The following is a 15,558-nucleotide window of genomic DNA, read 5'->3' as shown; positions in this document are numbered from 1 at the left end:
ATATGACATTCATACAGTGTCATCGAATCATTTTTCGCGCTAAAACAGGGAGATTAATTCAATTCATGCACCAATAAAGCAAATTCCATGCCAACAAACAGCGCATAAATTAAAACAATACAGATGACAAAGATTTAGCGCAGAACAGCACTCTAAGGGTTAATTTTAATGTGCATTTTTTGCACCAAAAGCGCTCATTTTTAATTCTGTAATTTTTTGGATGCGCTATTTTAGACCGGACTAATTAAATGGATCACTAATCTCGTTATTTTGAGGACGCGGATTACTGCCCTGAGCAGGTCGATTATTGTTATTTTGTGGTTGAGGTATACTTTCTACAGCACTTTCAGATTTCTGCACATCAACTACATTTCCCGATGAATCACGTCGCACAATAGTGGTACTGGTAGTCGCAGCATCAGAGCTACGCGGCTTGGACTCAGTTTGGGTTTGCTGCTGTCTAAGTTGTACCGATTCATCTACTTTCGGCAAAGGCACATTTTTCAAACGAATTTCGTAAAGCTTTTGATTACTGGCCAATTCCTCTGAACCCAGATTATTGACCAGACTGACATATTGCTGCATTGCTACAACTTCAGGCTTGACTGAGGCCGGTAAATTTAACTTCAGTGTAGAGAGTGCCTGATTAGCTTGCGCCGCCGTCTTATATTGACCATATAACAATACATATTGTTCTGGCTGATTTTCACCCGAGATTCTTAAATAAATAAAAGGTTTACGATCGAACTGTTTCTTAAGGAAACTTTTTAATATTGCTTCATTGGTCACGCGAAACAATTCAATTGCATGCTGGTTTTTCGCTTCATTAACAAACTTGGTACCGCGGAATTCCGGCTCATGACTGGCATTCACGACGGTACGCGTATTTAGGTCCAGTGGTTTCACTTCCTGAAAAAGTGCACCAAGATGGGTCATTGTGGCGACTTTTTCTGGTTGAATCTGCAACTGAACTTCAGTTTCAGGCTTTTTTTCAATTTCGACGACATCATCTGAATCAGTCACCGCCCAAAAAACTAAGGCAGCAAATAGGCAGCATACACCACAGACCAGCCAGAAATAATGCTGAATCTTTTGCCAAGGAGTATGTAATGCTACCATAAAACTAAACCTATGCCTGACTGGCTAAAATTGCCTGTTTCATTAACTCGAGATCAAAGTCTCGGGTAATCACTGCTTCGCCTAATTGCTTTAATAACACCAGACGCAATTGTCCATTTAAGACTTTTTTGTCATGGGCCATATAGGCCAGAAAATCATCCAGAGGGATTTTAGGACAAACCACAGGAAGTTTGGCACGAGAAATGATTTTTTTTGTACGTTCTAAATCTTCTTGAGAAATCCAACCCATACGCTGTGACAGATCCGCAGCCATCACCATACCGGTGGCAACAGCCTCGCCATGTAGCCAGACACCATACCCCATGTAGGATTCAATCGCATGACCAAAGGTATGACCTAAATTAAGTAAAGCACGTTCCCCTTGCTCTTTCTCATCATTGGCTACGATCCGTGCCTTATGCGCACAGGAACGATAAACGGCTTCAGCCAATAATTTCTCATCACGAGCGACCAGAGCATCCATCTTTTCTTCAAGCCAGACCAGAAATGACTCATCGCCTAGCAGCGCATATTTAATCACTTCAGCTAAACCTGCTGAAAGCTCTCGATCAGGCAAAGTAGAAAGCTGCGACATATCCGCCAGTACCACTTGAGGTTGCTGGAAAGCACCAATCATGTTTTTACCCAATGGATGATTAATCCCGGTTTTACCACCGACACTTGAATCTACTTGCGAAAGCAAGGTCGTCGGCACTTGGATAAAGTACACACCGCGCTGGAAACAGGCCGAGGCAAAGCCAGCCATATCTCCAATCACACCACCACCTAATGCCAGTACAGTACAGTCCCGGTTAAACCCAGCTTCAAGCAGTGCATCAAAAATCAGGTTCAGATGCTGGCTATCTTTATATTTTTCACCATCAGGCAGAATACAGGCCGCAACACGTTTGTCCAGAGCCTCAATCGCCGTTTGATAACGCTGCAAATAAAGTGGTGCAATCGTAGTATTGCTCACAATCATCACTTGCTTGCCATGAATATAGGGTGCCAATAAGGCCTGTGGATCCAGATCGCTCCCGATAAAAATAGGGTAACGACGTTCTCCGAGTTCTACATATAAGGTTTGCATGCTTGATTAACCACTTTATTCAATGAACTTAGTTTTTGGAAGTAATGAGATTGAGAATCCGCTGCGCCAGATCACGCGCAGCACCCTGATTGGTCTCAATAATATGATGCGCTACTTCACGATACAAGGGATCGCGGACCGCCAATAAATCACGTAACTTTTGTTCCGGATTTTCGACTTGGAGGAGGGGACGGTTTTTATCGCGATAGGTACGTTGCAGTTGAATTTCAACCGGCGTATAGAGATAGACAACAATTCCGCGCTGTTTCAGATAATCCCGATTTAAGGTCTGAGTAATGGCCCCACCACCAGTGGCTAAAACCAGATGGGGACGTGAGGTAAGGTCATTAATGACAGCAGTTTCACGGTCACGGAAACCCTGCTCCCCTTCTTTTTCAAAAATCCAGGGAATGGTCGCGCCTGTTTTACGTTCAATTTCATGATCACTGTCTAGAAATTCACGCCCTAACAATTCTGCGAGATGTCGTCCTACTGTTGTTTTACCGGCCCCCATCGGCCCTACCAAATAAATATTTGGCAGGGTTTCAAACTCTTTGCTTGGCAAGGAGTCACCTATTCGTTTTGTTAAATTCAAAATATATTAATGATTTCTTGAAACACTGTCATTAACAATTCGAGGTGTAACGAAAATCAGTAGCTCACGTTTATTATCCGACTTTAAATCTTTACGGAATAAACGTCCTACATAAGGAATATCCCCCAGGAAAGGTACCTTAGTTTGTGCATTACGGGTTTCTTGCTCAAAAATACCGCCTAGAACCACGGTTTCGCCATTGTCCACCAAGACATTGGTAGTGATCTGGTTTTTGTTAATAGTGAGCTGTCCAGTCGGTGTCGGGTTACCCGGTGAGTCACTGGTAATATTGAGTTCCATCTGTACTTTGCCATCTGGCGTAATGCTTGGTGTGACATCCAGACTTAGCGTAGCATCAATAAATTCCGTAGTAGATACTGCATTCGCACCACCACCCTCTGCTGACTGATACGGAATTTGAGAACCAGAGGCAACAGTTGCTTTCTGCTTGTCTGCAGTCAGTACTTTAGGGGTAGAAATCACCTCACCATAGCCATCTGCCTGAAGTGCAGAAAGCTCAAGATCCAGCATAAAATCAGAAAGGCTGATCAAACCAAAGGCAATACGACTGGCACCTGGACTGGTTACCCCCAAATCCACATTTAAGTTATCTGGTCTTTGAATATCGTAGGTCCAGCGACCTGTTTCACTATCTAGTTCTGGCTCTCTAAGATCCCATAACGTCGTGTCACTACCACCGACCAGAAGATTATTATTGTTGGTAATTCCTTGAGACAGAATCCCCCACTTCACTCCCATTTCTTTGGTGAAGTCCGTGGTAGCTCGCACAATACGTGCTTCAACCATTACCTGCTTTACCTGTACATCCAGTAAGTCTACCATATTACGGATTTTATCAATAAAAGGCTGGGTATCATTCACAATAATAGTATTGGTTCGTGCATCAATAGACACAGAGCCACGTGAACTCAATAAGCTTTCTCTCTCATCATTATTTGTAGTGTTACTCGAACTACCTGAACTAGATGCGCCTTTATTCTGCGTAATCAGTTTTTCGATATCAGCAGCTTTGGCATAACTCAGCTGCATATATTCAGTTTGGATAGGGGCAAGTGCAACACTCTGCTTAATAGCCTTAGCTTCTTCCTCCTCAGCCTTAATCAGCTCTGCAACTGGTGCGATCCAGATCACATTGCCATTACGGCGTTTATCCAGGTTTTTGGTTTTCAGCACAATATCCAGCGCCTGATCCCAAGGTACCTCTTTCAAGCGCAAGGTAATATTACCTTGCACACTATCTGCAGCCACCATATTGATATCGGTAAAATCTGCCAATAACTGCAACACGCGGCGCACTTCAATATCTTGGAAATCTAGCGAAATTTTCTTACCGCTATAAGCGACAGTTTTAGGACGCAATGGACTCTTGGCTTCCGGACGTTTCAAGCTGATGGTCAGCTTATTATCTGTTTGGTAAGCCATATATTCATAACTTTCCGCAGACTGAATCGTAATGACTCCTGAACCATTTTGATTCACAGCATCCACACTTGATACCGGAGTCGCGAAATCTGTCACATTAAGACGGCGGGTCAAATGAGCCGGAATCTTGGAACCTAAAGTGCGCACAATAACCTTGGTACCCTGCTGCTGTACATCAACAGGAGTATTATTTCCTAATAGATCAATAACGACCTGGCCTTCACCTTGCGTACCGCGCTGGAAACCAATATTGCTAATACCCTGAGCTGACTGTTGCTGCACAGGTTGAGCTATGGCTACAGGAGTTGCAGAGTTAATTTTAAGAATAAAAGTATTGCCTTCCACGCGAGTCGTAAAGGCACCTGCATCTGTCAGATTAACCGTCAAACGGGCACGCTGTGCATCCGAAGTGACCTCCACTGAACTGGCTTCACGCGTTGCGACCGGAATGTTGCTTTGTTTTAAATTCTGTTGTGCCTTGTCAAAGTCCAGAATCAAACGTGACGGTGATTCTAATTGGTAGGCCTGTGGTTGTGGTGGCAAACCATTGAACATCACCCGAATCTCAGTTCCTTGTCCAGGAAGCTGCATGGGTACTACATTGGTCATTGAAACCTGTGCACTAGCCGCTTGCATCACTGCAATCGCAACAGCACCCATGGAAAACTGACGAAACACACGATTCATTGTATTAACATCCCCAAAAATAAATTCTTTAATACTCTTATTCATTGTTATTCCTTTAAAACTCATGGCGTCGGCCCGATAAGAACCAGACTTCGCGGACGTTCCACATATCCTTCACGGCCATCTGGAATAATCTCAATCAAATCGATCTGTGTTGGTGTAATTCCAACCACACGACCATGATTAAGTCCCATATAGCTACCACGTTGGATCCGCTCAACCTCACCATCAGGCGTCTGGATTAAAGCCAGAATCTGTCCTGCCTGATTGCGCATACTGCCTTTCATGGTCAACGTTTCGAGCGGATAACTTTCTAGCGGTTGCAGTTGACGTGATAGGTTTGGATAAACCCGTTTCCCCGCCATAATTTTCAGTTCAGCCGCCAGAGAGCTTGGTAAAAAAGGACTTTTAATCTGATGTGCTGCATAGCTGAAGGTTTCAACTGGCATAAAATCAGGAGCCGGTTCAATCGGCAAAGGCGGCTGATTACGAATATTGGCCATTTCCTGATTGACAGCATCAATGCGTGAATCGCATCCCAATAATAAAAACCCAAGTGTTAAAGCCGAAGTAATCTTAATGTTCTTCATTACTGCGCCCCCTGAGTAGTGCTATTAGCTGCAGCGCTTTCCGCATTACCGACATAACGATAAGTTTTGGCTTTCACCACATAATCAATGACCGGAATTTCAGATTTTTTCTCTTTGTTTTCAGTACCGGTAATGGTGAAATCATGCAGTGTGACAATACGCGACAAGCCGGCAATACTGCTGACAAAAGAACCAAAAGCGTGATAATCCCCAGTGGCTTCAATTGCAATCGGCTGTTCAATAAAGAATTCTTGTTTAATTTCCGGTTCCAGACGGATATTTTTAAACTTCAGGCCTGAATTCACACCGCTCAGGTTAATATCTTCAACCAGACCCGGAATCTCAGTTTCTTTCGGTAACTGTTCTAACTGCTGATTAAAACGAGCTTCCATTTCCTGAAGCTGGATTTGATATTGTTGTAAGTTGCGTAATTTGGATTCTTTTTCACGGAATTCATTCAGCAGGTTTTGTTCCTGGGCACTGGCTTGTGAAATCGATTCAATTGTACTTCTGATCATGACAAAGTAAATCACTGCAAAGGCCAGTGCAACAATAAAAATCCAGCAGGTAATTTTGACTGATAAAGGCCAACTACCATAATTGCTTGGATCCAATGTATTGAATTGCTGAAAAAACTTTTCAACAGTCATTTTATTTTTGGGTACAGCGACGACATCCTGGCTGAACTCATCGAATTCCTCATTACTCATGATGATGCCCCCGTAGTTGTAGTGACTGCTTGTTGTTCTTCGTTAAGGACTGGCTGAGCGATCTGATCCAGATCGACCGTCACGGTAAAACTGCCATAAGATTCTTCCACACGTGGAATAATCGAGCTCGGTGCCTTTTCTTTGGCTTCTTCAGCCACCAGAAAGGCATTCATAAAGGCATTTCGATACCAAGATGAAGCCTCCAGATTACGGAGCAGTTCTGCTACTGTATTTGGACTCTCAGCCCGACCTTCAATGGTAAACTTATCGCCGATACGCTGGAATTTGGTGATATACATATTGCTTGGGGTCACCCGTACAATTTCATCAATCAAATGTACCGCAATCGGACGCTGAGTTTGTAGACCCTGAATCAGTTTCATCCGTTCAACAATCGCATTACGCTGCTCTTGCAAACCTTCAAGCGCCTTTAACTGCACATCCAGATTCTGGTTGGTACTTTGAATCAGCTGATTGGCCTGCTCCTGATCCTGAAGTTTGTGATCATAATAAAACCAGGTTGAACCTGCTGCCGCTAATCCCAAGAAAAGCGCCCCCACGCAGATTGCCACAAATTCATTATTTCTTTTAATTCTTAGCTCATCACGCCAAGGAAGTAAGTTAATTCTTGCCATTAATCAAAACTCCTTAATGCCAAACCGCATGCAACCATGAGTGATGACGCGTCATTTTCAATTTTTTTAATATCAATTTGAGGAGAAAAGCCCATTTGCAAAAATGGATTCGCGATCGTGACACGGTAACCGAGTTTTTGTTGTAATAATTTTGCCAGACCTGGAATATTGGCATTCCCGCCGGCCAGTAAAATATGGTCAATCTCATTAAACTGAGAAGATGAAAAGAAGAATTGTAATGAACGGGCTGCCTGTTGTACCACGGCATCCAAGAAGGGTTCTAGGACTTCAATATCATAATCATCAGGCAAGGCACGGGTTTTTTTAGCACGTCCAGCTTCTTCAAAGGATAATCCATAACGATTCTGAATTTCCTGAGTTAATTGCTTACCGCCAAACACCTGCTCACGAGTATAAATAATCTTGTTGTTCTGCATCACCGACAAGGTCGTCATACTATGACCAATGTCTAAGATACCAACCGTATTGACCCCCATCGGCAAAGTGTCCGAAAATACCTTAAAGGCATTTTCCAGCGCAAAACTTTCTACATCTGCAATCTTAGGCGTTAGACTGCTAATCTCTAAAACTTCAGAACGTGCTTCGACATTTTCGATCCGTGTCGCGACCAGCAGCACATTGACCCGGTTCGGATTGGAAAGGCGGTCTGGCAGAACTTCAAAGTCCAGACTCGCTTCATCGAGTGGAAAAGGAATATATTGTTCCGCATCTTCACGAATCTGAACTTCACGTTCATCATCCGACATGTCTGCATCCATCTCAATGATTTTGGTGATGACCATTGAAGTTGGAATCGCAAAAGCGGCCTGATTCGACTGGGTATTACCCAAATTAATTGCACGCCCAAGGGCATCAGCGACAGCTTCTGGGTTTAAGATGTTTTTTTCAACAACACTGTTTTCCGATAATGGGATCAAAGCATAGCTCTCTACCCAGTAACGGCCACTTTTTACAGAAAGTTCTAAAACCTTAACAGAAGTCGAACTAATATCGACTCCTATTAACCCCTTATTTGGTTTACGATATAACCTGCGCACAATACACTTCCTATTATTTTTTTGTCCCCAATTCAATCTAACTTACCAATTGGTCCAGTCTATAATTTTATATAGATACAATAACTCATCTAACAATATGGATATCGACAGGATATACTGACCGGTAATTAGTTCGCCATTAGCTCTTATTAAAACTTACTTGTTATGAAAAAGCTATCTTGTTCAGGCCTTGTTCATCCATTTTTTTTGATCATTATCATTATACTGATCTCAATTCCGATGGGTTTCTATGGCATGTATCTCTATATTGCCCCATCTTTGCCTGAAATGTCTACGCTTAAAAAGGCCCCTTTATTAAAGCCTTTACAAGTATTTAGTTCAGATAATGAATTAATTGCCGAATATGGAGGCAAGCTTTCTGTTCCCGTGAAATATGAACAAATTCCACCCGAGTTTATTCATGCTTTCCTCGCAGCCGAAGATTCCAGCTTTTTTGAGCATAGCGGAATCAGCTTTAAAAGCTTGGGACGCGCACTCAGTGAGACGGTGACCGGATCGGATGTACAGACCGGTGGTTCGACCATTACCATGCAAGTGGCAAAAAACTATTACCTTAGTCCTGAACGGACGCTGAAGCGCAAACTGACGGAAATTTTTCTGGCCCGTAAAATTGAGCAAAACTTAAGTAAAGAAGAAATTCTGACCTTGTATGTCAATAAAATTTTCTTGGGAAAAAATGCTTACGGCATCGCAGCAGCAGCTAAAATTTACTATAACAAGAGTTTAGAAGAGCTTTCAATTGCACAAATGGCCATGATCTCTGGCCTGCCTAAAGCACCGTCTCGATACAATCCGGTCGCCAATCCCAAGCGTGCCTTAGAACGTCGTAACTGGATTTTGGGGCGTATGCTGCAACTGGGCTATCTAAATCAGAGCCAATATCAGCAAGCTATTGCTGAACCGATTAATCTGGATATGCCCGACCGGAGTACCCGAAACAAATTCCCGTATGTCGGTGAAATGGTACGTTCTGAACTGGTACAAAACTTTGGTGAACAGGCGGTAGATTCCGGCTATAAAGTCTATACCACTATTCATAGTGAACGTCAGGCCTATGCGGAGCAAGCGGTACAAGAAGGCTTAGAGGCTTATGACCGTCGACATGGCTGGCGTGGTGCTGAAGCACATGATCAACCTCTCGACAAGTTCCGTGCTTATGCTAACACCTATCCCGCGCAAGTAACCAAGGTGGGCACTTCCAGCTTTGAAGCACTCATGCAGGACGGAAGTAGCGTAACTGTTCCTTGGTCAGGTATGTCCTGGGCGCGTCGCTTTCGTAACGTCAACAGTGTAGGTGGCGCACCGAGCAAAGCGTCCGAAATTGTCAAAGTCAAAGATATTGTTCGCTTAAGACCCAATGAAAATAAAACCTCTTGGTCATTGGTGCAGATCCCCAATGTGCAAGGACAATTGATTGCTATCAACCCAAATAATGGTGCGATTGAAGCCATTGTCGGGGGATATAACTTTTATCAGTCGAAATTTAACCGTGCAACCCAAGGTTGGCGTCAACCCGGTTCTACTATTAAGCCTTTTGTTTATGCGCTGGCTTTAGAACGTGGCATGACACCACATACCATGGTCAATGATGTACCCATTACCATTGGCAAATGGACGCCACGTAACTCGGATGGCCGTTATCTGGGTATGATTCCGCTACGTCGTGCACTTTATCTGTCACGTAATACAGTCTCAGTGCGCTTATTACAGGCCGTCGGGATTGAACGTACACGTCAGTTATTTATGGATTTTGGTTTACAGGACAGCCAGATTCCTCGTAACTATACCATTGCCTTAGGTACCCCGCAGGTTCTCCCGATTCAGATGGCGACTGGCTATGCCACCTTTGCCAATGGCGGTTACCGAATTCAGCCGCACTTTATTACCCGTATTGAAGATGCCTATGGCAATACCATCTTTGAAGCCAAGCCTGAATATGCCTGCATTTCATGTATTAATGAAAAAGAAGAAACAGTTCAAACCACTGACCCTATTACCGCAGATGACGAAGCAATTGCAATCAACAATACAACTTTAGAGCAAAAACAGGCTGCACCTAAAGTCTCTGCCGAAGACAGTAATTATCGTCAGGCACAGCGTATTTTAAAATCTAGCTCTGCCTATGACATGGCCAATATTTTGCGTGACGTGATTCAACATGGTACTGGCCGTGCCGCATTAAGAATTGGTCGCAGCGATATCGGTGGGAAGACCGGTACCACTAATGATGCCAAAGATGCTTGGTTTGCTGGCTTCAATGGCAAGCTGGTCACTGTCACCTGGGTAGGCTTTGACCAGCCGACCACCTTAGGTCGCCGTGAATATGGTGGTGTAGCAGCTTTACCGATCTGGACCGATTTTATGGGCAAGGCATTAAAAGGCCAGCCGGAAGCATGGGTACGTTTAGACCGCAATGCCAAGGCACCGGTAAATCGCAACAAGGGGGTTCAGGCTGATGAAGCACAGAATGATCCGTCTTCTCCGCCTCTGGCGACAGCGCTTTACCGTCCTGCACCTGTGGTCGTCCCGAAACGTACAGAAACTGACTTTGAGGATTTACCGGATCAACCGATTCGTTTACCAGATGATGAAGGTTCTGCACCTCAAGAACAGCCTCTTCAGCCAAACCGGGTAGACTCACTGGAAAATCTGATCGAAGAAGTCCAGTAATCTGAAGATATAAAAAAGCCCTCAGTTGAGGGCTTTTTTATATGCATTTTTTATTTCTTTTGGAACAGATAAATCTGATATTGCGCCAGCAATTCAAACTGATCCTGCTGTTCGAGTGCTAAACGGTGTTCCGGCTTGGCCTTATAAGCATAGGGTGTCATGGCAATCAGGTTTTTTAAATCAGCCTGTGGCAAAACCATTGGCGCACCAATCACCTGCTCACTAACCAGATTAAATTCATCTTGTAACTGCTCAACAAACTTCTGCGGCTCGTGTGGTTTCACTTCTTCAAATAAAGCCTCACGCATAGCATATAAATGTTGTGGGGCCGGTGTCACCACCATCAAATAAGATTTTGGTTTTAGGACTCGCAGGATTTCCTGTTTGGGAATTGGACTAAATAAGCTGGTACACAGATCAATCGACTCATCTAATACTGGTAAAGTCGCTCCAGTTCCTACGACCCAAGTCACCTCTTTATTCAGCTTGGCTGCGACCTGAACCGCATTCTTGGCAATATCGACCCCAACGCATTGCAGCACTTCGGCCTGCATGGCATTGGTGTAATAGCCTTCGCCACAACCAATATCTAAAAGATTCTCAATCCGCAACTCGCGAATCTTTTCCACGACAGCCTGTTGCAAAGGCGCATAATAACCTGCGCTGAGAAATGCACGACGTGCCTGCACAGACTCAGGCGTATCTCCCGGGTTTTTGCTGTGCTTATGCTGAACCACATGCAGGTTCACATAGCCTTGTTTAGCGACATCGTAACTATGATGATTCTCACATCGCCATGTTCTTTCATTTAAGCTCAACTGCTGGCGACAGACTGGGCACATGAGTAAATTCATCATTTTCTCCAAAATAAAAAAGCCGGCATGCGCCGACTTTTTCCAATGCATTTCTTAGCGCAATTTTAAGGTCATTAGACCCAAAACTACCAGCATAATCGTAATAATCCAGAAACGGATCACCACCTGGGTTTCACGCCAGCCTTTCTTTTCATAATGATGATGTAGCGGTGCCATCAGGAATACACGTTTATTGCGCATTCTTAATGAACCAATCTGCAAGAACACTGAAACCGCTTCCACCACAAAGACACCGGCCATAATCGCAAATACGATTTCCTGACGAACCATGACGGCAATCGTACCGAGCATTGCACCGAGAGATAAAGCACCGACATCCCCCATAAATACTTGGGCTGGATGGGCGTTATACCAAAGGAAAGCCAGACCCGCTCCGATCATGGCAGCACAGACCACCACCAGTTCAGACGAATATTTTACATAAGGAATATGCAGATAATTGGCAAAGCGCACGTCACCGGCCAAATAGGCAAATACGCCCAAACCTGTAGCAACCAGCACGATTGGCATGATTGCCAGACCATCCAGACCATCAGTCAAGTTCACGGCATTGGAGGCACCATTAATCACGAAGTAAGTGAAAATAATGAAGCCAATACCCAACGGAATCATCGACAATGGAATGCTTAGGTCTTTAAAGAATGGAATCAGCAGATCCAGCATATTTGCGGTATGCACTGGATTGGTCTGTTGCTGTGCAATGACATACAAAGCAATACCAGCACCCAAAGAACCAACTGAAGTCCAGAAGAATTTTTTCTTCGCAGGCAAACCCGCATTGTCTTTATAACGGATTTTAATCCAGTCATCGGCCCAGCCAACGGCACCGAAAATCACCATCACACCCAGCACAATCCAGACATAAGGATTGGAAAGATCTGCCCAGAGTAGAGTTGAGATACCAATCGAAAGCAGGATCAGCACCCCGCCCATGGTCGGCGTGCCCATTTTCTTAGCATGGTTTTCAGGGGCATACGAGCTGACTGCCTGACCATATTTCAGCGCCTGAAGCTTGCGAATCATTACAGGACCGAGCACCAGACCGATGGTCAATGCCGTCAAGACACTGAGCAAAGCACGTAAAGTTAAATAACGAACCACCTGAAACGTGCTGTCAAAGCCCGCCAAATGTTCAAAGAGCCATAACAGCATTTAGAGTTTCTCCATCAATGCAGCCATCAATGTTTCCATATGGGTAAAACGCGACCCTTTAAACAGGAATGACATCGGCTGAGGTTGATGTGTTTCAATCAAACGAATTAAAAACGGTAATGCCTGCTCCTGATTCAGGAAAGCCTGCATTTTTTTACCATATTGTGTACTACGAGCACCTTCTTGTGCGGCAGGCGCAAATTCACCTACAGCCACCACAAAATTAATGCCTTTCACCGAGACCAGATCCCGACCGAGCTTGTAATGCTCGATTGCGGCAGATGAACCGAGTTCACCAATATCGCCGGTGACCATCACCCGGATGCCCTGCTGCTGCGCCAGAACTTCAGCCGCTGCACGCATCGAACCCGGATTGGCATTGTAGGTGTCGTCAATAAATAAATAGTCTTTGTACGGAATAAAGTTCAGACGACCTTTCGCACCCACGGCCTGTTCCAGACCGGCCACGATATCATCCAGACCAATACCGATCGCCAAGGCAAATGCAGCGGCAGCTGTGGCATTTTCGACATTATGCTCACCGGCAAACGGCAACTGAACTGTTTTCGAGCCTTGTGGCGTATTCAGGGTAAAGCTTGAAGATTGAGCTTCAAGGACTACATCGCTGGCATAAACATCACCATTGGTACCAAAACTCAAGCTTTTTTCAGTTCTTACTGCGGCACGAATGGTTTCAGCAAAATCATCTGCAGCAGGAATAATCGAAGTCTCAGAGATATGCGCATAAATCTCGGATTTTGCACGGCAAATTCCGTCACGGCCGCCAAATTCACCTAAATGCGCAGTCCCGATATTAATAATCCCGGCCACATGCGGCTGCACCATTTTCGAGGTGTAATCAATTTCACCCTGATGACTCGCACCGAGTTCTATCACCGCATATTGATATTCAGGACGGAGCTCCAGCAACATTACCGGCACGCCGAGGTCATTATTCAAATTACCACGCGTAACCAAGGTCGGTGCCAGACGCGACAGAATGCTTCCCAGCATTTCTTTAGTCGTGGTCTTGCCACTACTGCCGGTCAAGGCAATGACTTTGAGCTGAGGATTCTGCTGACGGCGATAAGCACCTAACAATCCCAATGCCAGACGGGTATCTTCTACCACCAACTGGCAAATATCAGTATCCATCGGACGGCTGACAATGGCAATGTCACAACCTTGAGCCGCCACTTGCGCAATAAAGTCATGCGCGTCAAAACGCTCGCCTTTCAGCGCAAGAAAAGCATCACCTGATTCTGCATCACGTGAATCAGTCAAAATCCGCTTGATCTGGCCTGCAGGCTTTTCATCATTCAGCCAGTAGCCTTGAGTAGCCTGCTGTAATTGTTCTACGCTCCACGGCTCCAGCGCCACAGTACTTGTTGTTGAGGTATGCATATCTGAATCCTAATGCGCTGAATAGGCGGTATCTGTGTTGCAATGCTGGCCATCAATCGCAGCCTGCACTTCGACCACGTCATCAAACCAGTGACGTACGCCATCAATTTCCTGATAATTTTCGTGCCCTTTTCCTGCGATCACGACAATATCACCCGCCTGCGCGTGTTTAACCGCAAACTTGATCGCTTCACGACGGTCATGAATTTCATGATAGGTTTTGCCGGAAAAGTCGATATCATTTTTCATATCAGCAAAAATTTGTGCCGGATCTTCGGTCCGCGGGTTATCAGAAGTGAGTACTGCAATATCCGAACCGTCTAAAGCAGCTTGGGTCATCAGTGGACGTTTACCGCGGTCACGGTCGCCGCCACAACCGAAGAGTGCCCAGAGATTTTTCGAGACATGCCGCTTTAAGGTCACCAGAACCTGTGTCAGGGCGTCTGGGGTATGGGCATAATCCACCACAAACAGACGTTCGCCATCACGCAACACCTGCATCCGACCGGGCGCACCTTTGAGCTGTGGCACAGTTGCAATCAAACTTTCCAAGTCAAATCCGGCCTGTTCCGCCATGATCAGACTGGCGACCAGATTTTCAATATTGAAATGTCCCAGCAATGGACTGTTAACCACATATTCAGCAGAAGCAGTTTTTAGTTTAAAGGTCGCACCTGAAATGCTGTACTGAATATCCTGAACCTGATAATCCGCTTTTTGTGTGGTGGAATAAGTCAAAATTTTAGGCTGTGCCGGATTGTTTTTCGCAGCATCCAGCATGATCTGTGCATGCTCATCATCAATATTGATGACAGCCACTTTTAAAGATTCAAACCGGAATAAACCAGACTTTGCTTCTGCATAAGCTTGTAGCGTTCCATGATAATCCAGATGGTCACGACTCAAATTGCTGTAGCCTGCAATCTCGATATCACAACCATTCAAGCGGCCTTGTTCCAGACCATGCGAACTAGCTTCAATCGAGGCAAACTTCGCACCGGCCTGCGCATAGCTATGCAAGGCATTTTGCAATTGCAAGGCATCCAGGGTGGTATGCGAAGATGCTTCCAGATTTGGCAGAATGCCGTTACCTGTAGTGCCCATCACTGCACAAGCTTTGCCTTGCAGCATGATGAATTCAGCCACCAAGCGAGAAATCGTGGTTTTACCGTTGGTGCCGGTGACTGCAAGAATACGCGCAGCCGTAACGGGTTGGGTTGCTTGCAAATACTGCTTTTGCCATTGCCCCATTAGATGACGTACATCTGCTACCACCAAATTTGGAGATACATCCAGTTCAGTTTCTGAAATCACAGCTAATGCACCCTGCTCTAAGGCTTTCTGGGCAAATTGAGCAGTTTTTTCCGATTGTGACAGGCTGGTCAGGCCAATAAAAATCTGTCCTGGTTTAACTTTACGACTATCCAGCTCGAAGCCCTGAAAGGATTGCTTCATCCAGTCAGCGACATCGTGAGGGGTGTAGAGATCTTGAAATGTAATAGACATTGA

General features: G+C 44.9%; 13 protein-coding genes. 1 reads left to right on the top strand and 12 read right to left on the bottom strand.

Features of this window, described 5'->3' with window-relative positions:
• Positions 1-240: 240 nt before the first annotated feature.
• The 8 genes from ACP7AK_RS07630 to ACP7AK_RS07595 are packed head-to-tail and all read right to left on the bottom strand — an operon-like array spanning position 241 to position 7,927.
• Positions 241-1,119, bottom strand: a complete 879-nt coding sequence (locus tag ACP7AK_RS07630) for a hypothetical protein (protein WP_425879391.1) — start codon at positions 1,117-1,119, stop codon at positions 241-243.
• 10 nt (positions 1,120-1,129) lie between these two features.
• Positions 1,130-2,209, bottom strand: a complete 1,080-nt coding sequence (gene aroB, locus ACP7AK_RS07625; RefSeq protein ID WP_425879389.1) for a 3-dehydroquinate synthase — start codon at positions 2,207-2,209, stop codon at positions 1,130-1,132.
• 28 nt (positions 2,210-2,237) lie between these two features.
• Complete coding sequence (gene aroK / locus ACP7AK_RS07620; protein WP_005101380.1) at positions 2,238-2,774, bottom strand: shikimate kinase AroK; 537 nt, start codon at positions 2,772-2,774, stop codon at positions 2,238-2,240.
• 36 nt (positions 2,775-2,810) lie between these two features.
• Positions 2,811-4,979 (bottom strand): type IV pilus secretin PilQ, encoded by a 2,169-nt coding sequence (gene pilQ / locus ACP7AK_RS07615; protein ID WP_425879387.1) that lies wholly within the window; start codon positions 4,977-4,979, stop codon positions 2,811-2,813.
• 17 nt (positions 4,980-4,996) lie between these two features.
• Complete coding sequence (locus tag ACP7AK_RS07610) at positions 4,997-5,524, bottom strand: pilus assembly protein PilP (protein WP_425879385.1); 528 nt, start codon at positions 5,522-5,524, stop codon at positions 4,997-4,999.
• The gene (locus ACP7AK_RS07605) at positions 5,524-6,234 is read right to left on the bottom strand and encodes a type 4a pilus biogenesis protein PilO (RefSeq protein ID WP_425879383.1); all 711 of its coding nucleotides are present in this window, start codon (positions 6,232-6,234) and stop codon (positions 5,524-5,526) included. Before ACP7AK_RS07605 ends, ACP7AK_RS07610 begins: the two co-directional genes overlap by 1 nt.
• Complete coding sequence (locus ACP7AK_RS07600) at positions 6,231-6,869, bottom strand: PilN domain-containing protein (RefSeq protein ID WP_044109012.1); 639 nt, start codon at positions 6,867-6,869, stop codon at positions 6,231-6,233. The genes ACP7AK_RS07605 and ACP7AK_RS07600 overlap by 4 nt, the downstream gene beginning before the upstream one ends.
• On the bottom strand, positions 6,869-7,927 hold the full coding sequence (locus tag ACP7AK_RS07595; RefSeq protein WP_004644949.1) for a pilus assembly protein PilM: 1,059 nt from the start codon (positions 7,925-7,927) through the stop codon (positions 6,869-6,871). The genes ACP7AK_RS07600 and ACP7AK_RS07595 overlap by 1 nt, the downstream gene beginning before the upstream one ends.
• Before the next feature lie 165 nt (positions 7,928-8,092).
• Between ACP7AK_RS07595 and ponA the strand changes: the two genes are divergently transcribed.
• Entirely contained in the window at positions 8,093-10,618 is a 2,526-nt protein-coding gene (gene ponA / locus ACP7AK_RS07590) for a penicillin-binding protein PBP1a (RefSeq protein WP_425879380.1), read from the top strand.
• Positions 10,619-10,668: 50 nt separating this feature from the next.
• On the opposite strand, the gene ACP7AK_RS07585 is transcribed toward ponA, so the two are convergent.
• From ACP7AK_RS07585 to ACP7AK_RS07570, 4 genes are read right to left on the bottom strand one after another with little or no spacing between them, the layout of a single operon-like run.
• Complete coding sequence (locus tag ACP7AK_RS07585) at positions 10,669-11,472, bottom strand: putative RNA methyltransferase (protein WP_005265527.1); 804 nt, start codon at positions 11,470-11,472, stop codon at positions 10,669-10,671.
• Between the two features lie 54 nt (positions 11,473-11,526).
• Positions 11,527-12,645: a phospho-N-acetylmuramoyl-pentapeptide-transferase gene (gene mraY / locus ACP7AK_RS07580; protein ID WP_004644946.1), complete on the bottom strand. Its 1,119-nt coding sequence runs from the start codon at positions 12,643-12,645 to the stop codon at positions 11,527-11,529.
• On the bottom strand, positions 12,646-14,049 hold the full coding sequence (locus ACP7AK_RS07575; protein ID WP_425879378.1) for a UDP-N-acetylmuramoyl-tripeptide--D-alanyl-D-alanine ligase: 1,404 nt from the start codon (positions 14,047-14,049) through the stop codon (positions 12,646-12,648).
• Positions 14,050-14,058: 9 nt separating this feature from the next.
• The gene (locus ACP7AK_RS07570) at positions 14,059-15,555 is read right to left on the bottom strand and encodes a UDP-N-acetylmuramoyl-L-alanyl-D-glutamate--2,6-diaminopimelate ligase (RefSeq protein WP_425879376.1); all 1,497 of its coding nucleotides are present in this window, start codon (positions 15,553-15,555) and stop codon (positions 14,059-14,061) included.
• Positions 15,556-15,558: the final 3 nt, after the last annotated feature.

The sequence above is a fragment of the Acinetobacter sp. TWP2-2-3 genome, assembly GCF_049896445.1.
In the GTDB taxonomy this organism is placed as follows: Bacteria; Pseudomonadota; Gammaproteobacteria; order Pseudomonadales; family Moraxellaceae; genus Acinetobacter.
This window is presented reverse-complemented; position numbering and strand designations above follow the sequence as displayed.